The sequence below is a fragment of the Polynucleobacter aenigmaticus genome (assembly GCF_002206635.1).
Taxonomy (GTDB): domain Bacteria; phylum Pseudomonadota; class Gammaproteobacteria; order Burkholderiales; family Burkholderiaceae; genus Polynucleobacter; species Polynucleobacter aenigmaticus.
Genome location: NZ_NGUO01000011.1, coordinates 62652 through 82852, shown reverse-complemented (window position 1 = coordinate 82852; position 20201 = coordinate 62652). Strand labels below are relative to the sequence as shown.

Below are 20201 nucleotides of genomic sequence, written 5' to 3'. Positions count from 1 at the left end.
ATTAGCCTAAGAGCTAATAGCTCAATCAGGAGACTTGGGGAAGAAGACAACAAATTGAGCGCCTCCGCCAGGAGCATCTTCATAAGAGATGCGCCCACCATGTCGACCAACAATATGCTGGCAAAGCCATAAACCCAATCCCATGCCCGACTTTTTGTTGCTTCCAGCAAGTAATTCAAATAAGTGGGATTTGGTCTCAGCGGGTATGCCAATACCATTATCGACAACCCGCAATTCAATGCCCTCTGCTACATCATAGCTTTCAACTTTGAGGGTTCTTGGGGCCACATTGGAAGCATCCAGAGCTTGAATTGCATTGTTGATCAAATTCAGCAGGACCTGCTGAATTTCCCCTCGATTGACTTTGGCCAGTGATTTCGATGCAAGCCTCAGGACTATTTGAATATTTTTTGATTGAATTTCTGGGTTGGTAATTTTGAGAACAGATTCAATCAGCTCCCCAAGTTCAACTTGCTCGATGTCGATCTTGCTATCGGAAAAAATAGACCGCAAAGACCGGATGATGGTAGCCGCCCTTTGGTTATCGGATAGTAGTGCTGCTAATACTTCCTGGTTCTGCTCCGCACTTAAACTTCCCTCTGCAAGCTTCTTTTGCAAAAATTGAATATTTAAGAAGGAAGCTCCTAATGGCTGATTCAATTCATGGGCAATGGATGCAGATAAGGCTCCTGTAGCGGCTGTTTTATTCGCCTTTAGCAGTTGAGAAATCAAGCTTTCCCGCTCAGATAGCAGAGCTTTAATATCATCGTTTTCACTCTTCGATTTTATATTTGCTAAGATAACCTTTTCTGCCCAATAGCCGCCCAGCGCAATGTATGAAAGTGTATTAATTACTAACTGCGCTATTGTCAGCAAAATCAACAGTTGTGGAATTTGCTCAACCTTACTAATGGTAAAAGAAGTTGAGGCTAAAACCCCCAGACGACCTAATGCAAAGAATAGTTCGACTACGGTTGCATACTGCAAATACATTAACTGTTGAGAAGGGGTCGATCTTCTCTTATCACTTAGCATCGCAATTTGCCACGAGAAGAATAGGACGGATATTACACACATAAATGCCGTACGAATCTCATAATTTCCGTAAGTGCGAAGAAATTCAAAAGTTGGTACAAAAATAATGACGGAGAGCGCAAAGCTATATTGCAATCGCTTGCTAATGGGGCCGTTCAGAGACTTGCAAAACAGGAGCTGAAAAATCGCAGCTATATAAAACAAGGTATTTGCAATCGTGAAATTAAACTCAGGCTTTTCTAAACCCTGAATTACCAGGATGCCCCCTCCGAAGATCAGCAAAGCAATGATATTTACCACCAATGAACTCATCCAATACCGATTCGGCCTCAGATCACCTTGAGAGCGGTGATAGTGATAAATGCCGAATAGCAAGCCAAGCTGAATGGTGGCTAGAATAAAAAAATATAGGGCAATCAGAAGCTTCATGCTATCTATCGTACAACGGCAACTGGCCCCTGAAGCGCTACATTGCCTTTACTGCGTCAGGGCAGGCAAAGCGCCACTTAGAATGAGGTAGAAGAAATAGAGGGAGCCAAGCAAAATGACTGCACCAACTAGGTATTGTGGATAGCGAATTGCTTGTTCTGGCATACCCTGTTTTTTTCCATTCACCATAGATCGCACAAGATTTTGCTTTTCCAGCAAACTCATAATAATTGCTGCAAGTACATGCAGGATCACGACAGCCAATGCCAGGCTAGCGACCGACTCATGAATTTCACCCGCAAAGTCGCCCAACACTTCTTTAACGGAGAGGTAGCCGGATAAGCCAATCACCAGAATCAAAACCATGAGCACAACCATCACTAAACCGCCGGCAGGATTATGACCAACATCATGATGGGGATGTCCGCGCAGCATGGCCATAAAGTGCCCTAGGACTGCCTTGGGGCTTTTTAGAAATTGGCTAAATCGCGCGTAACGCGTTCCGATCACACCCCACACTAAGCGTATCAATATCAGAAAGCATGCCGTATAGCCAAAAGCATAATGAATCATCTGGAGGCGCTCACTTTCGGAAGTAAGCCACGCACCGGCAAAACAAATCACCAATAACCAATGAAATACGCGCACCGGCATATCCCACACTAAGATCATTTGCCGTAGTTTTCCAGTTGCACCGACTGCATTACTCATTGGCTTATTCATTTGCTCATTCACTTCATGACTCATTTCGCTGGGATCTTAATATTGTTCTCGCTAAAGTTTCCTTTAGCGGCATCGATGTGGCAGGCTCCGCAGTTTGCGGCGCTCTTGATACCCGCCCTCTTCCATACATCTGGCTTGATCTCATCATGCTTACGTATAAACCAGGAAGTTTTACTAATGCGATTTTCAGGGGCAGTCTCACTGTACTTCTGCCGAGTGGCGGCGTTCTTCACTAGCCAGCTAGTGATTTCAGCTTGTGTTTTCGGATCGACGCTCGCATCCGTACCAAAGTGCTTTGCTAGTCCGGACATCACATTTTTCCAACTCTGTTGACTTAATAGTGCTGGTGGATAGGCCATGTGACAACTGGCACACTCGGCTTCGTATGAAGCTGGCGCATCCGAAGGCATTGCCATTTTTCCAGCAAATGCAGTTGAAGACGCCAGCAGCAAGGCAGTCGCAATAAATATCGTTTTTTTCATTTTCATGGAACTCATTTCACAGTCATCAACCAAGATAGAACATCAGCCTTCTCTTGCGCAGTACATTCTCTGCCAAGCACATCATTGCAATTGCGCTTAAACCATTTATCCGCCTTGGCTTCATCAGTGAAACGAGCAGGATTGGCACTAGGAGCAAGAGGTTTGATCACCTTGCCAGTAACGATATGTTTGGTGTCGTGATTAGGAGGATTTTCATGACAAGAGGCGCAACTCCATTCCTTACCGTGTTTGGCATTGAAAAATTGCTCGCCTTTCGCGGGAGATGCCTTACCAGACGCAGCCTCGTAAGACTTAAGCAAATCAGATGGCATGGCTGCACTTGCAGACATTGCCGCTGTCACCAGAAGTAATGCGGTGATGAATTTCAAAAGCATAAATACCCCTCTTTTTTGTATGCCTTTCTCAGTATGGGCTATTGATGTGACAGACCGACCCTATAAATAAGCAAAATAGTCAGGTATTCAAGGGCATTTTGTGTATACGCCTGGAAAATTCATTCTGATTATTGGCATGGGTAATACAATCGATACAAGTGCTAAAACAAGTGCATTTATCAAATACCGCATTACCGTTTAAAGATGATGCGCCTCAATTTATTAAGGATTAATACCGTTATGAAAAAAATACTCATTGTTGTCGTTCTTGCTGCTATCGCAATCGGCGCCTATCTCGCTCTTAACAAACCAAAGGCTCCTATTGCTGGCATAGCTGCCCAAGAAGCCGCGCTCATTTATGACGGCGAAGTCATCAAGATTGATGCTGCAACCCGTACCGTTACCCTCAAAAACAAAGATGGTGAATCCACCATTGTTGCTGGCCCAGAAGTAAAGAACTTTGCTGAAATTAAAGTGGGCGATCGTTTTGATGTGGTCTACGAACTAGCCGTAGCTATTGAATTGGTTAAGGTTAAAAATCCTGGTGCAACAAGCGAGCAAGTCACTACTACCACTGCTACTGCTCCCCAAGGCGACAAGCCAGGCATGATCACTACTAACACCATTACTGCTACTGCCAATGTTGAAGCGATTGATACAGTTAAAAATATCGTGTCTTTAAAAGGTCCTCAAGGGAATATCTTCAAAGTTAAAGTTCAGAATCCTGACTTGATGAAAGACATCGCTGTTAATGACCAAGTTAAAGTGGTCTACACAGAGGCAATTGCTGCAGTAGTAAGCGCACCAGCTGCTAAGAAGTAATTCTTTTCTAGTTACTAGAAAGACAAAATCCCAGCAAGTGATTGCTGGGATTTTTTTCATTATTAATATCCACGTTCCAGGGAAAATCGGTTATTTAGAGCTCTATAGCGCCCGCTAAACTCGAAGTTGTCGATCCATTTAAAGCATTCCTTCTTGTGCATGGCTAATAAATGAGTCCATGCCATCAACGCTCAATACGCCACCCAAGGATTGCAATACCCTTAGGATATTTTCAAATCTCAGAGTAGGCTTGCCAGCCTCTAACTCGACAATGAACCTGACGCCCACATTAGCGGCTAGCGCCAATTGAGGCTGAGTCAACTTCAAGCGCTTGCGCGTTTCACGCACCAAGCGGCCTAAATCTACGGAGTTATGTATTAGTTTGCTCATAAATATTTCCTTATCGGGAAATGGATTGCTTTAATGCTTAAATTATAGGCATATATTCCCGATCGGGAAATCTTATTAAATGAGCTAGTTAGGATGGCGCTTGTGGGCATGCTGTGGGTCTTTATGCCCAGTGTGTCTTGCGCCACCTTGGGCATATAAGAGCGTTTCTTTGATCGTGGCTGTCAAGGAAACGCAAGCCACCCCTTTGGGGGCCCTTGACGGAAATAAGCCCATCTACCCCGACTTCTTAAATCAATAAATGACTCATAAATAAATCATTATGACACTTAAGGACTTATTTATGAGTCATTTTTATTGACCAATGGCATCTAAATAGGTATATTAATGCCCATACTTAACAAAATGCATGAGGCAACTATGCGCGTAGATCAACAGCTAACCCTAGCATCAAAGCAACTTGGCCAATCCGCTGAAATGGCGCAATGCCTAGTTTCCTTGCGTCTTGCGCGTCATGTTCGCCAAGGTGAGGCTGCAGTTCGCGCAGGTTTATCTCGCGCCACAGCCCAACGCATCGAGAAAGGTGATCCTGGCGTTGCCATTGGCGCACTTCTGCGTTACTTGGATGCAATTGCTCCAGGCATGACCTTATTGCAGCTCTTGAGCGGCACTGATCCAGCGATCATTGCATTGCAGCGTCGTTCGCGCCCTCAACGCATACGTGACTTAAATACAGCGGAAATGAAAGCGCTTGATTTCTAATGGCAAACACAACTAAAGACCTGTTTGTATTTGCGAATCTTGATGGTGAATTTGTCCCAGCAGGACAACTGCAAGTAGATGAAGAAGGATCAAGGCTCATTGCCTCTTCATTTGCCTATGGTTTGCGATACTTAGATAGGGGTAACGCACAAGAAGTTGATCCCGTCGCACTTGGCCTCAAAAATAAAAGCGAGCTCAAAGGTAAGCGCCTCGTTCCACCAAATGGCCTAGAGGCTTTTGGCGGAATTCGTGATGCTGCTCCTGATTCATGGGGAAGAAGAGTTATTGAAGCTAGGCTTAAGGTGCCAGCCAATAGCCTTCCAGAATCAACCTACCTACTTGAAGCTGGTAGCGATCGCATTGGAGCCTTAGATGTTCGATCTTCACTAGATCAAGAGGAGCGCCCTGCACACGAAAGTATCCACAATCTGTCTTACATACTAGAGGGTGCGCAAAAGATTGAGGCGGGCTTACCAGTTTCCGAGGCACTATCCAGAATTTTGATTGTAGGTAGCGGTTTAGGGGGCATGCGTCCAAAAGCAAGTGTGCGTGATGATGAAAACATTTTGTGGATGGCCAAGTTCCCAGGCAACAATGATGGGGCTTTAGATGTGCCTAGCATTGAATACGCCACACTTAAACTTGCAGAGTTAGCTGGTCTTAATGTAGCGCAAACTCAATTAGAGCAAGTCGGAAATAAAACGGTGTTGATGGTCAAACGCTTTGATCGCTCCTGGACTGCTTTTGCTCGCTCAGTAGAGATTCGTCATCATGTCGTTAGCGCCCTCACACTAGTTGCTTGCCACGAATCAGAGTCAAATACAAAAAGCTATATGGATATCGCGGATGCTATACGCAGATATTGCGTGGTTAAAACAGTTAAATCTGATATTGAAGAACTATATGCACGCATGATCTTGAATCTTTTTGTGAGTAACGATGATGATCATCTACGTAATCATGCATTCTTATGGAATCATGAGCTTAAAGGCTGGAGCCTAAGTCCACTCTACGATGTTATGCCACATGCAGTCATCGCAAGTGAGCGTTATCAACATCTAGGCGTTGGAGCTCAGGGCAAACTAGCAACCCTAGATAATGCCTATGCCGCCAAAGAGCGTTTTGGTCTATCCGCACAGCAAGCAAGCTCTATCATCGATCGCGTCTGGCGAGTAACTAGACAATGGAAAACACACTTCGAAAGTCTTGGAATTCCTGCGGATCAAATCGAAGGAATCTCCCGGGCCTTTAGGCATATTGATGATATTTGTAGTCCTGAATTAATCAAAACTCTAGCTAAAGCTTAATTTAGATTTTTACCTAAGGCCACCCTTCAGACTCCATGAGGGGGCAGGCTCAGACAACGTTTTGCTGGTGCGTAGAAAGCCCTCAAAAACAAAGAGCCCCATGGTTAGGGGCTCTGCTGTCGTATATGGCGGAAGAGGTGAGATTCGAACTCACGGAGGACTTTCATCCTCGCCAGTTTTCAAGACTGGTGCATTCAACCGCTCTGCCACTCTTCCTTGCGATTTGAGTCCTGAATTATAAAGAACTTTTGATTTGAGCCTCTAAATACTGCGCAATTGCCAAGCAGGAGGTTAAGCCCGGGGACTCAAAGCCATATAGATTAAACAGCCCCTGAAGTTGATGTTGGTGCGGTCCATCAAAGTAAAAGTCTCCAGCTAGCGCATTCGAAGGTACGATTTTTGCCCTCACACCAGAGTAGTCGGGCTGTAAAGAGCCATCCTTGAGGCCAGGCCAGTATTGTCTGACTGCAGCATAAAAGCCCTCTCCCCGCCTAGCATCGACCGTATAGTTAATTTGCCCCTCTTCTTCGATTTCTAGCCATTCAACATCCGGTCCAAACTTGGCTTGACCGCCCATATCCAAGGTGAGATGAACTCCTAAGCCACCCGGCTCGGGGATGGGATAAATTAAATGGCTGAATGGGGATTTGCCAGATAAGGAAAAATAGTTTCCTTTTGCAAAATAGGCTTTGGGGATTTGCTCTTTGGATAAACCTTCAATTTTTTGGGCTAGCGCTGGGGCACTCAGTCCCGCACAGTTAATCAGTAACTTAGTCTGAATTAGCATGCCATCGGTACCACCAATAGTGAGCTCAAAGCCTCCCTCGGCATTATTGCCAATCGGTTTGGCGCCGAGCAATGGGGATTGATAGGCAACCATGCCACCCGCATCTTCAAAGCCACCCAGTAAGGAAAGCATCAAACCATGGCTATCTACTACGCCCGTAGAGCTAGAGAGTACTGCTGCCTCACATTGCAACTGAGGTTCCAGCGCTTTGGCCTGCGCCCCTGAAATCATCTTAATATCGGGAACTTGATTGTTTTGGGCTTTGTACAAAATCGCCTGCAGATCATCTAGCTGATTTGCATCGGCAGCAACAATGAGTTTTCCATAAGCCTGCGTGCCCACTTGATGACTGCGGCAGTATTCATATAAAAGGCGATTACCTTCTACGCAGAGCTTTGCCTTGAGAGAGTCTTTGGGGTAATAAATCCCTGCATGGATGACTTCGCTATTGCGAGCACTGCTAATAGTGCCAAAGGAGTCTTCACGCTCGAGCAGAATGGTTTCACGACCCTGCAGAGCCATCTCACGGGCAACAGCCAGCCCAACTACACCCGCACCTACAACTACACAATCCACCTGCTCCATTTAGGATCTTTCTACTGATATTGATAGCCGCAACATCTAAATTAATTATGACAATCTTGCTATTAATGTGTACATCTTCGTGAAATCGTAACATTTTCAGTGTTTTAAGGGGGCTTTGGCATCCTTATTGCTAGAATCTAGCAATGTCTTTGCAACCCTACTCAAGCCCCCAGCCCCTTCATTCCGCAATCAATGTAGTGTTGGATACTGCCTATCAGGGTATCAGCGACAGCGACTGGAAGAACTTATTTGCCAGCGCTCGCCAAAGTGGCTTAGAGCAATTCATTGCAGATATGTTCGCCGGCAAACACATTAATAACAGTGAAGATCGTCCCGCCCTGCATTCAGCGCTTCGTAACCTTTCTAAAACTCCTGTCTTGATCAATGGCGCAGATGTCATGCCAGCAGTTGATGATGTGTGGCGCCGCATTGATGCGCTCTGCAATAAATGGGTTGGCGTTACCGATGTTATTCATATTGGTATTGGTGGATCTGACTTTGGCCCGCGCTTAGCTATTGAAGCTTTAGCCCATGTACCCGGTATTGAAAGTCGCGGCATGCGCATGCATTTCTTGGCCAATATTGATACTGCTGAACTAGCCCGCATCTTGGCGCACGCTCAACCGCATAGCACTCGTGTCCTCATTGTTTCCAAGTCTTTCACCACGCTTGAAACTACAATGAATGCCAAAGCAGTGGTTGCCTGGCTCAAAGAGAACGACTGCACCAAAAGTCAAATTGCCCATGCTTTGTATGCAGTCACTGCAAACGTTACTGCCGCCAAAGAATTTGGTATTGAAGAAGACAACATTTACCCCTTCTGGGATTGGGTTGGTGGTCGTTACTCAGTATGGTCAGCAGTTGGCCTTCCAATTGCCCTGCAATACGGCTTTGAGACATTTAAGCAGTTTCTGGCCGGTGCTGAATCTATAGATTTGCATTTTAAGAATGCGCCTCTTGAAGAAAATCTACCCGTCATCATGGCGCTCGCTTTGCTTTACCAGCAGCAGAAACATGACATCAAAGCCTACGCAGTCATTCCGTATGCGGATGCTTTAGATTGGTTTCCGAAGTGGTTGCAACAACTCGATATGGAAAGCAATGGCAAAAGTATTGACCGTGACGGCAAGCCAGTAAAGCATTCTTCTCCGATCGTGTTTGGGAGTGCTGGAAGTAATGCGCAACACTCGTACTTCCAACTCCTCCACCAAGGTACTGAAATTATCCCGATTGATTTCATCGCCGTACGTGAGCCAATGAGTGATCGACCCGAAGCTGTAGCACACCACCATATTTTGCTATCCAACTGCTTAGCGCAAGCCCAAGCACTAGCTAATGGTAAAGATGATGTGAATCCGAACAATGTGTACCCAGGCAAGCGCCCTAGTAATCTTTTGTTACTACCAAAGCTCAATGCTTTTTATCTTGGCGCCCTACTTGCTCTGTACGAGAATCGCACGGCAACATTAGGCGCTCTCTGGAATATCAATAGCTTTGATCAGCCTGGTGTTGAATACGGCAAGGTCTTAGCCAAGCCGATTGAGAAGGCTTTAACAAGCCATCAAAATAATATTCAGGCAAGCGCAGAAATTGATGCAGTTACTGCCGCCCGCATTAATTTTCTAAATTCATAGAATCAATAAACTTAATACACCCTAATAAAACGATTGGGGTTTTTTCTGAAGGATTTGCAATGCAATTGTCCCCATCAATTTTTAAAGCTTATGACATCCGCGGCATTATTGATGAGACTTTAGATCCCTCAATCGCCAAGTTGATTGGCCAAGCATTTGGTACTGAAATGCGTGAACTTGGCGAGACTGATATCGTCATCGGTCGCGATGGCCGTCTATCCGGACCAAGTCTGATAGAGGCGCTGACTGAAGGCCTGCTTTCTACTGGAATTAATGTGATTGATCTGGGCATGGTGGCAACACCGATGGTGTACTTTGCTGCTAATCACACGATTAATGGCAAAACACCGAAGTCCGGCATCATGATTACCGGTAGCCACAATCCTCCGAACTACAACGGTTTCAAAATGGTCTTGGGCACATCGGCTATTTATGGTGAACAGATTCAGGATTTACGTAAACGCATTGAAGCTAAGAAATTTGCTGCCGGCCAAGGAAGTCGAAGCACCTTTGATATTTTCCCGATGTACCTCAACTACATCGTAGGCGATATAAAGATTACTCGCCCTATGAAGATCGCAGTTGATTGCGGCAATGGTGTTGGCGGCGCATTTGCTGGAAAACTCTTCAGAGCCCTAGGCTGCGAAGTCCAAGAGTTATTTTGCGAAGTGGATGGTCATTTTCCAAACCATCATCCAGATCCAGCGCACATTGAGAACTTGCAAGATCTCATCAAGAATCTTCAGACTACCGACAATGAATTAGGTCTTGCCTTTGATGGCGATGCTGATCGTTTGGGCGTTGTTACCAAAGATGGTCAAGTGATTTTCCCAGACCGCCAAATGATGCTGTTTGCAAAAGACGTTCTCAGCCGAAATCCAGGCGGTCAAATTATTTACGATGTGAAGTGCACTCGTAATTTAGCTACCTATGTGAAAGAGCATGGCGGCGAGCCCATCATGTGGAAGACAGGTCATTCATTAGTAAAAGCGAAACTCAAAGAAACGGGTGCCCCACTTGCCGGCGAGATGAGTGGTCATATCTTCTTCAAAGACCGTTGGTTTGGTTTTGATGATGGTCTCTATACAGGCGCACGCTTGCTAGAGATTCTGAGTAAAGAGAATAATCCTAGTGATACGCTCAATAACCTGCCTAATGCAATCTGTACTCCAGAGCTGCAATTGGCCTGTGTTGAAGGTGAGCCATTTGCATTGCTAGAGACCATTAAAGCGAATGCCAAGTTCCCCACTTCCGAATCCATTAATACGATTGATGGCGTACGCGTGGAATATGTTGATGGCTTTGGTCTTGCAAGGCCATCCAACACCACCCCAGTAGTGGTCATGCGCTTTGAAGCAGATAGCGAAGAGGCTATTAAGCGCATTCAGGCAGAGTTTAAGGTGGCGCTATTGGCGGCTAAGCCAGGGGCAAAGCTACCGTTTTAACGAATTGAAGTGGTTCGTCGCCAATTAGTTCAATAGAGATAAAATTACGCATGACCTCAAGAACTACCGCCTACGACTACCCTCATCAGAATGCAGCTGGAGTAACCTGCACCGCCCAAGCTTGGGCCAAGACCCCTCCTCAACTTCACGGCGCCGCAAAAGCTGCTGTGATTACTCGCATTAAGCAACTTTTGATTGAGAGGGATGCTGCCTTGGTGGCCCACTACTATGTAGATGGCGATATTCAAGACCTGGCAATGGAGACCGGCGGCTTTGTTGCCGACTCCTTAGAGATGGCGCGCTTTGGTAAAAACCACTCCGCCAAAAATCTGATTGTTGCTGGTGTTCGCTTTATGGGCGAATCTGCCAAGATTCTGAGCCCTGAGAAGCGTGTGTTTATGCCAGATCTAGATGCCACCTGCTCTTTAGATTTAGGTTGCGACGCTACTGACTTTGCCGCATTTAGAGCGCTACACCCTGATCGCACTGTCGTTGTTTATGCCAACACAAGTGCTGCCGTTAAGGCCCAAGCCGATTGGATGGTGACCAGTTCGTGTGCACTAGCCATCGTGCATCAACTCAAAGTCGAAGGTAAAAAAATTCTGTGGGCACCGGATCGGCACTTAGGTCGTTACATACAAGAGCAGACCGGCGCAGACATGCTGTTATGGAATGGTGCTTGTATCGTTCATGATGAATTCAAGGCCGTTGAATTAGAAATGTTGATGGGCGCACATCCCAATGCCATGGTGTTGGTTCACCCCGAGTCTCCACAAGCAGTGGTTGATCTTGCCGATGTTGTGGGCTCAACTTCTGCCATGATCAAGGCTGTTGTTGAAGGCACCGCTACCGAATACATTGTGGCGACTGATAATGGCATCTTGCATCGCATGCGCCAATTAGCGCCTAATAAAGTATTGATCGAAGCGCCTACGGCTGGCAATAGCGCGACCTGCAAGAGCTGCGCACACTGCCCCTGGATGGCCATGAATGGCTTACAAGGTATTCTAGATTGCCTTGAGAATGCCTCTGGTGAAATTCTCATTGAGGAAGATGTTCGAGTCAAAGCCTTAGGCTGCATTGAACGTATGCTCGACTTCACCAAGAATCATCCCGACCTTCTTGCAAAAGCCCAACATGGCTTTGTAAAGAATATTGGCGTAGCTTAATTAACAAAAAATATGTTTGATTACAACGAAACCTTAGAGCAAGCTCGTCAACGCAATATTCATGATGCGCTGATGGAAGATATTGGCAGGTGCGATTGGACTGCGCAACTTGTTCCCAGTAAACATGTTCATGCGCAACTGATCGTGCGCCAAGAGGCTGTGCTGTGTGGGGTAGACTGGTTTGAAGGCGCCCTAAAAAAATTAGATCCCACAGCTAAAGTCACCTGGCATTACCCAGAGGGTGGCTTGATGAAGCCCAATACCAAGGTCTGCGATATTGAGGCAGACTCACGCGCCCTTCTCTCAGCGGAACGGCCCTGTATCAACTTCTTACAAACCCTGTCTTGGACGGCCAGTATTGCTCGTCAACATGTCGATGCGATTGCAGGGGCAAGTCCTAACCCTAAAGGTTGCGCTGTGCTCGATACACGCAAAACTATTCCGGGATTACGTCAAGCTCAAAAATACGCAGTGCGTGTGGGTGGCGGCCAGAACCAACGTCTTGCACTATGGCATGGCATTTTGATTAAAGAGAATCATATTGCTGCTGCAGGCGGTGTTGCTGCAGCGGTTAAGGCTGCGCAGGCCTTAAATTCTGGAGTGGATATTCAGGTAGAAGTGGAAAACTTTTCTGAATTGAAAGAAGCTTTGGATGCTGGTGCAAAGAGCATCTTGATTGACAACTTCACCACCGAGCAAATGAAAGAAGCTGTAGCTTTCACCAATGGCCGCGCTTTACTAGAAGCTTCTGGCGGCATCGATTTAGATCAGATGCGTGCCATTGCTGCCACTGGCGTTGATCGCATTTCACTAGGCAAGCTAACTAAAGACATTAATGCAGTCGATTTCTCAATGAGAATAGTTCCCTAAACCCCAATCACTTCTGAGTTAAGTTTTAGCGCCTTCAGAATTCCCCTCTGCTTGGGGTGTCAGAATAGTCGGATAAGAGACTGCCCAAGTGCCTGGGTAATCGCGACTGTAATGCAATCCCCTGCTCTCTCTACGCATCAAGGCTGATCTCACAATGAGTTCTGCACACTCTAGCAAATTACGCAATTCAATCAAGTCACGCGTCACTTTAAAGTTAGCGTAATACTCCTGAACCTCATATCGCAATAACTTAATCCGGTGTAATGCGCGCTCTAGACGTCGATTAGTTCTCACAATACCAACATAGTTCCACATCAAAGAACGTAACTCATCCCAGTTGTGCGCAATCACCACTTGTTCATCCGCATCTTCTACCTGACTCTCATCCCATAAAGGAAGTTTTGGCAGGGTAGGCGTTTTCAGTTGTGAAATATCAGCAGCAGCAGCTTTGCCAATGACAATGCACTCCAATAAGGAATTACTTGCTAAGCGATTAGCGCCATGCAAACCGGTGTAGGTTGCCTCACCAACAGCATACAAGCCTGCTAAATCAGTACGCCCCTTGAGGTCCGTCACAACACCACCACAGGTGTAATGTGCTGCAGGCACTACGGGAATAGGATCTTTAGTAATGTCTAGGCCAAGCGTCAGACAACGCGCATAGATCATCGGAAAATGTTCTTTGATAAAGGCTTCACCTAAATGCGTTGCATCCAAATGAACATAATCAAGACCATGCTTCTTCATCTCAAAGTCGATAGCTCTAGCAACGATATCGCGTGGGGCAAGTTCATTACGCTCATCATGCTCTGGCATGAAACGCATGCCATCAGGCAACTTCAATAAGCCACCCTCACCACGTATAGCCTCAGTAATCAGGAAGGTGCGATCGCTTGGGTGATATAAGCACGTAGGATGAAACTGAATAAATTCCATATTACCGACGCGGCATCCTGCCCGCCATGCCATGGCAATGCCATCGCCTGTGGCGGTATCGGGGTTACTGGTATATCGGTAGACCTTACCCACACCACCAGTAGCCAATACTACTGATTTAGCCTCAATCGTTTCTACTCGATTATTTTTAATATCGAGCGCATAAACACCATAACAACGATTAGGTTTAGTGCGCTGCGTCTTCACATCTAAATGGCGATTGGTAATGAGATCTAAAGCAATCCAATGCTCTAGTAATTGAATATTTTTATGGGCCCGAGCTTTATCTAAAAGCACTTCATGAATCGCCTTGCCAGTTGCGTCGGCAACGTGCGCAATCCGGCGCTGACTATGGCCGCCCTCTCGTGTGAGGTGCAAACCCATAGGTCCAGTTTCATCAGCAGTAAAAGGAACACCCTGCTCAACTAACCAGCGAATGGCTTCAGCACTTTCTTCCGCAATATATCGAGCGGTAGATTCCACTACGAGACCTGCGCCAGCTTCTAGCGTGTCATTGACATGGGAATCAATACTATCGCGCTCTTTATCGACCACTCCCACAATACCGCCTTGCGCCCATGCGGTAGCAGCCTCACCCAATCCACGCTTAGCCATCACAATCACTGGCTGGGTTTCCGCCATGTGTAGAGCTACGGTTAGGCCTGCTAAGCCCGCTCCAATAATGAGGACGGGTAATTCTGCTTTGGTTTCAGATTGTGAGGTTTGGGGTTTTGAACTAGCCATGCTCAATTCTAAAGGGCAATCCATTTTTAGGCATTTTCTAAGAGCCAAAACAACAAAGCCCCCGATAAGGGAGCTTTGTTGTTTTACTGAGCAACTTATAAGGTAGCTACAGGCTTCTGCCGCTGAGGGTCATTGGTGCCGTACCCCATCACTGGAGCGGCCCGACCGCCTTTGGCAAGTTTGACGGCGCAGTACTTAAATTCCGGAATCTTGCCAAATGGATCCAAGGCAGAGTTAGTAATTAAGTTCGCTGCCGCCTCATAGTAGGCAAACGGAATAAAGATCACGCCACGCGGGGTGCCATCATCTCTACGCACATGAATACCTACCTCGCCTCGACGAGATTGAACAGTGATCACATCGCCAGCAGAAACGCCTAGCTGGGTCATGTCCTCGCCATTCATGGACACTGTTGCCATTGGCTCAATCGCATCTAATACGGTTGCACGGCGCGTCATACTGCCGGTATGCCAGTGCTCTAACTGACGACCCGTAATCAGCACAAATGGGTACTCAGCATCAGGACGCTCATTCGCCGGAATGATGTCAGCTGGAACCAGTTTGACCCTACCATCCGCTGTTGCAAAATGATCATCAAATACGATCGGGCGACCTGGATCTTCTGCGGACAAACACGGGTAAGTCACGCTAGATTCTTTTTCAAGACGCTCCCAAGTAATACCGTTAATGGCTGCATGCATTGCTTGACGCATCTCGTCATAGACTAAAGCAACACCATCATCAGCGCCTTGGTAATCCCAGTTGAGGCCCATACGCTTAGCAATCTGCTGAATAATCCACAGATCAGGCTTAGCATCTCCAGGCGGATTGATTGCCTTCTTACCCATCTGCACCATACGGTCAGTATTGCTTGCTGTACCGACCTTCTCTGGCCATGCACTAGCTGGCAATACGACATCAGCCAACAAAGCCGTCTCGGTCATGAAGATATCTTGGACAACCAAAAGATCTAAAGATGCCAAGGCATGACGAGCATGATTCAAATCGGGGTCACTCATCGCTGGGTTCTCACCTTCGATATACATACCGCGAATCTTATCTGGATCGCTATCTGGCGCAGTGATCTTGTGCATGATCTCCACCACGGTATAGCCAGGCTTTTTATCTAACGGGGTATCCCAGAATTTCTCAAACCACGCATGTGCTTCTGGATTATCTACACGTTGATAGTTCGGGAACATCATTGGAATTAAGCCAGCATCACTAGCGCCCTGCACGTTGTTCTGTCCGCGCAAAGGATGCAAACCAGAACCTGGCTTACCAATTTGGCCAGTAATACTCACTAAGGCAATTAAGCAGCGTGCGTTATCCGTACCGTGAACGTGTTGACTTATACCCATACCCCACAAAATCATCGCTGATTTAGTGGTAGCAAACTCGCGCGCTACTTCACGCAAAGTCTCTGCCGGAATACCGCAGAGTGGTGCCATTGTTTCCGGACTATAGCCTTTGATATTTTCTTGAAGTGCTTCAAAATTATTGGAGCGATTGTTGATGAAATCTTGATCAACTAATCCCTCTTCAATGATCGTATAGATCATTGCATTGAGCATAGCCACATCGGTATCTGGCTTGAACTGCATCGTACGCCAGGCATGCTTGCTGATCTCTGTCATGCGAGGATCGCACAATACAATTTTCGCGCCACGTTTAGCGGCGTTTTTAAACCAAGTCGCAGCAACGGGATGGTTGGCAGTTGGATTCGATCCAATCAACATAATTAAGCTAGAGTGCTCAACGTCATTCACCTGATTGCTAACTGCACCAGATCCTACGCCCTCTAATAACGCAGCAACAGATGACGCATGGCAAAGGCGCGTGCAATGGTCAACGTTATTACTACCAAAACCAGTGCGTACGAGTTTTTGGAACAAGTAAGCTTCTTCGTTACTGCCTTTTGCAGAGCCAAAGCCAGCCAATACTTTATTGCCGTATTGATCTTTGAGCTTCTTCAGGCCGCCACCTGCAGCCTCTAAAGCCTCTTCCCAGGTTGCTTCGCGGAAGATCTCAGACCAGTCTTGCTTACCTTCTAATAAGGACTCATCTTTAGCAACGCCCGCCTTACGAATGAGTGGCTTAGTTAAGCGCTGTGGGTTATGGATATAGTCCATACCAAAACGGCCTTTAACGCAGAGACGATTGTGATTGGCTGGGCCATCGCGACCATCAACACTGACAATCTTTTCATCTTTGACGTTGTAAGTGATCTGGCAACCTACTCCGCAGAATGGGCAAACAGAGTCAACCTTGCGATCAACGGTTTGCGAGCCAATCAAGCCCTTAGGCATCAAAGCACCAGTCGGACAAGCTTGCACACACTCTCCGCAAGCCACGCAAGTACTGTCACCCATGGGGTCATTTAGGTCAAATACGATCTCACTATGACCACCTCGCATTGCGTAGCCAATCACATCATTGACTTGCTCTTCACGACAAGCGCGCACACAACGATTACATTGAATACAGGCATCTAAGTTCACCGCCATTGCGGGATGGGAGATGTCACTTGTCACTTTTTCACGGCGCAAGGCTTTGAGTTCTGGGCGTACGGTCACATCCATACGAGCTGCCCAAGTACTCAGTTCACCGTGCTGATTTTGTTGCTCTTCTTCCTTGCTGTCGCCCACCCACTTAAATCCTTCATCAGGCATATCGGATAACAACATCTCGAGTACCAGTTTTTGACTCTTGAGGGCACGCTCACTATTGGCTTTGACTTCCATGCCAGGTGTGGCGCTTCTACAGCAGCTCGGCGCCAAGGTACGCTCACCATTGATCTCTACTACGCATGCGCGACAATTACCGTCAGGACGATAGCCATCTTTGAAGCATAGGTGTGGAATATCAATACCGTGGCGCTTAGCAGCCTTGAGAATAGTTTCACCTTCGTAAGAAACGATGGTTTGTCCGTCTAACTTGAACTCAACTGTTTGTAATTCAAGTTCTTTAGGATTTACTGGTGCATTCATATTGGTCTCGTCTTTTCCTGATCTCTTATTAAGCAACTGCCTTATGCAACTTCATTCGGGAAATATTTATGAATACAGCGAATCGGGTTTGGTGCTGCTTGGCCTAGACCACAGATGGAGGCATCCACCATCACAGTAGCCAAATCTTCTAAGATTTCTTGATCCCAAGATTGAGCCAGCATTAACTTAGCTGCTTTACCTGTACCGACACGGCATGGTGTGCACTGACCACAACTCTCATGTTCAAAAAAGTGCATCACGTTCAAAGCCATATCACGGGCCTTGTCTTTGTCCCCGAACACCATCACCGCAGCCGAACCAATGAAGCAACCATAGGGCTGTAAGGTATCAAAGTCGAGTGGAATGTCGTTCATCGTCGCTGGCAAGATGCCGCCTGATGCGCCACCAGGAAGATAGCCATAGAACTTGTGGCCATCTTGCATGCCGCCACAGTACTCATCAATCAATTCTTGAATAGTGATACCCGCTGGGGCCAACTTCACACCAGGATTTTTGACGCGTCCGCTGACGCTAAAACTACGCAAGCCTTTGCGATCATGACGGCCAAACGAGCTAAACCATTCTGGACCGCGCTGAACAATATCGCGCACCCAATAGAGAGTTTCAAAGTTGTGCTCGAGGGTTGGTCGGCCAAACAAACCTACTTGCGCAATGTACGGAGGGCGCATGCGTGGCTCACCACGCTTGCCTTCGATACTTTCAATCATCGCGGACTCTTCGCCGCAGATGTAAGCACCAGCCCCCCGACGCAATTCAATCGAAGGTAATTTAAATGGGGGGTTGGCTTTAAGCTTGGCCAACTCTGTTTCGAGTAATTCACGGCAGCCGTGATACTCATCGCGCAAATAGATGTAGCAAGCATCAATGCCGACTACATTGGCAGCAATCAATAAACCCTCTAAGAAACGATGGGGATCACGCTCCAAATAAGTACGGTCTTTGAATGTGCCTGGCTCACCTTCGTCAATGTTCACTGCCATCAACTTCGGAGCCACTTGATCCTTCACAATGCGCCACTTACGCCCTGCCGGAAAGCCTGCACCGCCCAAGCCGCGAAGACCGGAGCTTTCCATAATCTTGATGATGCTTTCTGCATCGCGCGAATTTGCTTTGTTACCTTCAACAATTTCTTTTGCCAAGGCGTAACCACCCTGAGCACAATAGGACTCGTAGCCAACATAATCAGGTGAGACCGCCTGATTTTCGCCCTGAGGAGATATGCCTTTTTCAGCCAAAGCCGCTGGATCAAAGTTAGCGCTATCTTTAGCCGCTGGCTGAGTAGTCAGATTGTTTTTGACTGCTGCAGCAACTTTATCGGTAGTTGCAAATAAAACGGGGTACTGGTGCACTACAGCCACCGGAGCTTGCTCACAGCGACCTACACAGGGAGCTGCAATTACTTTGACATTGGGGTTACCTAAGATCGCTGGCAATTTGGCTAATAAGTTTTGCGCACCAGCCAATTCACAGGCGATACCATCGCACACACGTACAGTGATATCTGCTACCGGATCATTACCGCGTACCACTTCAAAGTGGTGATAGAAGGTTGCTACTTCATAGACTTCAGCCATCGGCAAATTCATTTCTTTTGCCAAAGCAACCAAATGACGATCATGCAAAGCACGGTACTCATCATTGAGTTTGTGTAAATTTTCAATCAGCAAATCACGGCGATGTACAGCTGCGCCAACAAGTTGACGAACCTCTGCCAATGAAACATCATCGGCTTGACGACCCTTCAACTTACTTTTGCGACGAATGGTTTCCCTTAAATCATCTGCAGTTGCTACCGCAACAGCCTTGATTTCTCCAGAGGGTTTTGGGTGATTCATAGTATGTAGTCTCTAATTTCTAGTCGCAATGATTGCTGCTATTTTTTTATCTAGTTAAATGTTGCCGAATACTTAAATTGAGAATGCCTGAATAAGCAGAAATGCTTTATTTCGCTTTATATAGGAAATTCCCAAAATCTTAAATGATTTTGGGTTATTTCTGCCCCCAAGTCCTTGACGGCGCTCAAGTGAATGAATCTAAGGGTAAACCCTAAATTTAGATCACGGATGGAGAAGGTTTATCGCCCGGCGGGAGTGAATAATCCAACTTACGCTCATAGACCCTAGCCTTAAAGCAATCCTGATAGCCCTTGCTGCCAATCTGCCAGCCAATAGAGGTGCAATCATCTTGGGCTGCAGACTCAATTGAGCCACAGCCAGATAAGGCAAAAGTGGCAGTAACAGCAAGAATAGCTAAGGGGCGCAATGTAGTTGAATTCATACCTCAAGTCTACTTGATTCTGACCCTGCACTAGACAACGCAACCGGCAAAGTTGAGATTATTTTTCACCACAAAGCAGACCCTGGAGTCCAAACAAAAACATCTCGCCGTGAATGTATATCGCCTTATGCCGGCGGAAACCCGACCTTCTGCGGCCAACTATTGGTAAATACATGAATGATGGGCTTTTCATAAACACCCGCCTTGGTGAATGGCTCGTCAGATAACCAGGCCTCTACGTCTGCACTGCTTGGGAAGTCCATTACCAACAAGCTACCGACAGTTGTCTTGCCATCTTCCGATGTCAAAGGTCCCGCAAAAGCCATGCGATCAGCCTGTTGCCCTAAATAGGCGCGATGTTCTGGGCGAACTTGAATACGCAACTCCGCTGTACCAGGACGATCCATTAGTAAGATTGCAAAGATCATATTTATCTCCGT

General features: G+C 46.7%; 18 protein-coding genes and 1 tRNA gene. 7 read left to right on the top strand and 12 right to left on the bottom strand.

All coding sequences use genetic code 11. From position 1 onward, the window contains the following. Positions 1-21: 21 nt before the first annotated feature. Genes CBI30_RS07725 through CBI30_RS07710 form a run of 4 tightly spaced genes read right to left on the bottom strand, consistent with a single transcriptional unit; the run spans position 22 to position 3064 of the window. Positions 22-1464: a sensor histidine kinase gene (locus tag CBI30_RS07725; RefSeq protein WP_088527731.1), complete on the bottom strand. Its 1443-nt coding sequence runs from the start codon at positions 1462-1464 to the stop codon at positions 22-24. Positions 1465-1512: 48 nt separating this feature from the next. After that, on the bottom strand, positions 1513-2187 hold the full coding sequence (locus CBI30_RS07720) for a cytochrome b/b6 domain-containing protein (protein ID WP_088527801.1): 675 nt from the start codon (positions 2185-2187) through the stop codon (positions 1513-1515). A gap of 20 nt (positions 2188-2207) precedes the next feature. Then, positions 2208-2675: a diheme cytochrome c gene (locus tag CBI30_RS07715; RefSeq protein WP_240553538.1), complete on the bottom strand. Its 468-nt coding sequence runs from the start codon at positions 2673-2675 to the stop codon at positions 2208-2210. A gap of 5 nt (positions 2676-2680) precedes the next feature. Beyond that, positions 2681-3064 (bottom strand): DUF1924 domain-containing protein, encoded by a 384-nt coding sequence (locus tag CBI30_RS07710; protein WP_088527730.1) that lies wholly within the window; start codon positions 3062-3064, stop codon positions 2681-2683. Positions 3065-3304: 240 nt separating this feature from the next. Between CBI30_RS07710 and CBI30_RS07705 the strand changes: the two genes are divergently transcribed. Beyond that, positions 3305-3886 carry a hypothetical protein gene (locus tag CBI30_RS07705; RefSeq protein ID WP_143744375.1) on the top strand — a complete coding sequence of 194 codons (582 nt, stop codon included), beginning with the start codon at positions 3305-3307 and terminating at the stop codon, positions 3884-3886. A gap of 138 nt (positions 3887-4024) precedes the next feature. Here the strand turns inward: CBI30_RS07705 and CBI30_RS07700 are convergent, their stop codons facing one another. Next, on the bottom strand, positions 4025-4276 hold the full coding sequence (locus tag CBI30_RS07700) for a helix-turn-helix transcriptional regulator (RefSeq protein ID WP_088527728.1): 252 nt from the start codon (positions 4274-4276) through the stop codon (positions 4025-4027). Between the two features lie 345 nt (positions 4277-4621). Between CBI30_RS07700 and CBI30_RS07695 the strand changes: the two genes are divergently transcribed. Together CBI30_RS07695 and CBI30_RS07690 are read left to right on the top strand one after the other, a co-directional pair. After that, positions 4622-4996: a helix-turn-helix domain-containing protein gene (locus tag CBI30_RS07695; RefSeq protein ID WP_240553537.1), complete on the top strand. Its 375-nt coding sequence runs from the start codon at positions 4622-4624 to the stop codon at positions 4994-4996. Further along, a complete protein-coding gene (locus CBI30_RS07690) occupies positions 4996-6303 on the top strand; it encodes a type II toxin-antitoxin system HipA family toxin (protein WP_088527726.1) in 1308 nt (435 codons plus the stop codon). The genes CBI30_RS07695 and CBI30_RS07690 overlap by 1 nt, the downstream gene beginning before the upstream one ends. A 126-nt stretch (positions 6304-6429) precedes the next feature. On the opposite strand, the gene CBI30_RS07685 is transcribed toward CBI30_RS07690, so the two are convergent. Both CBI30_RS07685 and CBI30_RS07680 read right to left on the bottom strand, forming a co-directional pair. Further along, positions 6430-6519 (bottom strand) — tRNA-Ser (locus CBI30_RS07685). A 19-nt stretch (positions 6520-6538) separates the two neighbouring features. Further along, positions 6539-7675 carry an NAD(P)/FAD-dependent oxidoreductase gene (locus CBI30_RS07680; protein ID WP_088527725.1) on the bottom strand — a complete coding sequence of 379 codons (1137 nt, stop codon included), beginning with the start codon at positions 7673-7675 and terminating at the stop codon, positions 6539-6541. A gap of 143 nt (positions 7676-7818) precedes the next feature. On the opposite strand from CBI30_RS07680, the gene pgi reads away from it, so the two are divergent. The 4 genes from pgi to nadC are packed head-to-tail and all read left to right on the top strand — an operon-like array spanning position 7819 to position 12793. Further along, positions 7819-9309 carry a glucose-6-phosphate isomerase gene (pgi, locus tag CBI30_RS07675; protein ID WP_088527724.1) on the top strand — a complete coding sequence of 497 codons (1491 nt, stop codon included), beginning with the start codon at positions 7819-7821 and terminating at the stop codon, positions 9307-9309. Positions 9310-9368: 59 nt separating this feature from the next. Next, on the top strand, positions 9369-10754 hold the full coding sequence (locus CBI30_RS07670; protein ID WP_088527723.1) for a phosphomannomutase/phosphoglucomutase: 1386 nt from the start codon (positions 9369-9371) through the stop codon (positions 10752-10754). Between the two features lie 50 nt (positions 10755-10804). Continuing rightward, positions 10805-11923 carry a quinolinate synthase NadA gene (gene nadA, locus CBI30_RS07665; protein ID WP_088527722.1) on the top strand — a complete coding sequence of 373 codons (1119 nt, stop codon included), beginning with the start codon at positions 10805-10807 and terminating at the stop codon, positions 11921-11923. A gap of 12 nt (positions 11924-11935) precedes the next feature. Next, positions 11936-12793, top strand: a complete 858-nt coding sequence (gene nadC, locus CBI30_RS07660) for a carboxylating nicotinate-nucleotide diphosphorylase (RefSeq protein ID WP_088527721.1) — start codon at positions 11936-11938, stop codon at positions 12791-12793. An 18-nt stretch (positions 12794-12811) separates the two neighbouring features. Here nadC and nadB read toward each other — a convergent pair whose 3' ends face one another. From nadB to CBI30_RS07635, 5 genes are all read right to left on the bottom strand, one after another. Continuing rightward, positions 12812-14473 carry an L-aspartate oxidase gene (gene nadB, locus CBI30_RS07655; RefSeq protein WP_088527799.1) on the bottom strand — a complete coding sequence of 554 codons (1662 nt, stop codon included), beginning with the start codon at positions 14471-14473 and terminating at the stop codon, positions 12812-12814. A gap of 95 nt (positions 14474-14568) precedes the next feature. Continuing rightward, the gene (fdhF, locus tag CBI30_RS07650) at positions 14569-17463 is read right to left on the bottom strand and encodes a formate dehydrogenase subunit alpha (RefSeq protein ID WP_088527720.1); all 2895 of its coding nucleotides are present in this window, start codon (positions 17461-17463) and stop codon (positions 14569-14571) included. A 41-nt stretch (positions 17464-17504) separates the two neighbouring features. After that, entirely contained in the window at positions 17505-19319 is a 1815-nt protein-coding gene (locus tag CBI30_RS07645; protein WP_088527719.1) for an NAD(P)H-dependent oxidoreductase subunit E, read from the bottom strand. A gap of 217 nt (positions 19320-19536) precedes the next feature. Further along, a complete protein-coding gene (locus CBI30_RS07640; protein ID WP_088527718.1) occupies positions 19537-19761 on the bottom strand; it encodes a hypothetical protein in 225 nt (74 codons plus the stop codon). 125 nt (positions 19762-19886) lie between these two features. Further along, on the bottom strand, positions 19887-20189 hold the full coding sequence (locus tag CBI30_RS07635) for a YciI family protein (protein WP_088527717.1): 303 nt from the start codon (positions 20187-20189) through the stop codon (positions 19887-19889). Positions 20190-20201: the final 12 nt, after the last annotated feature.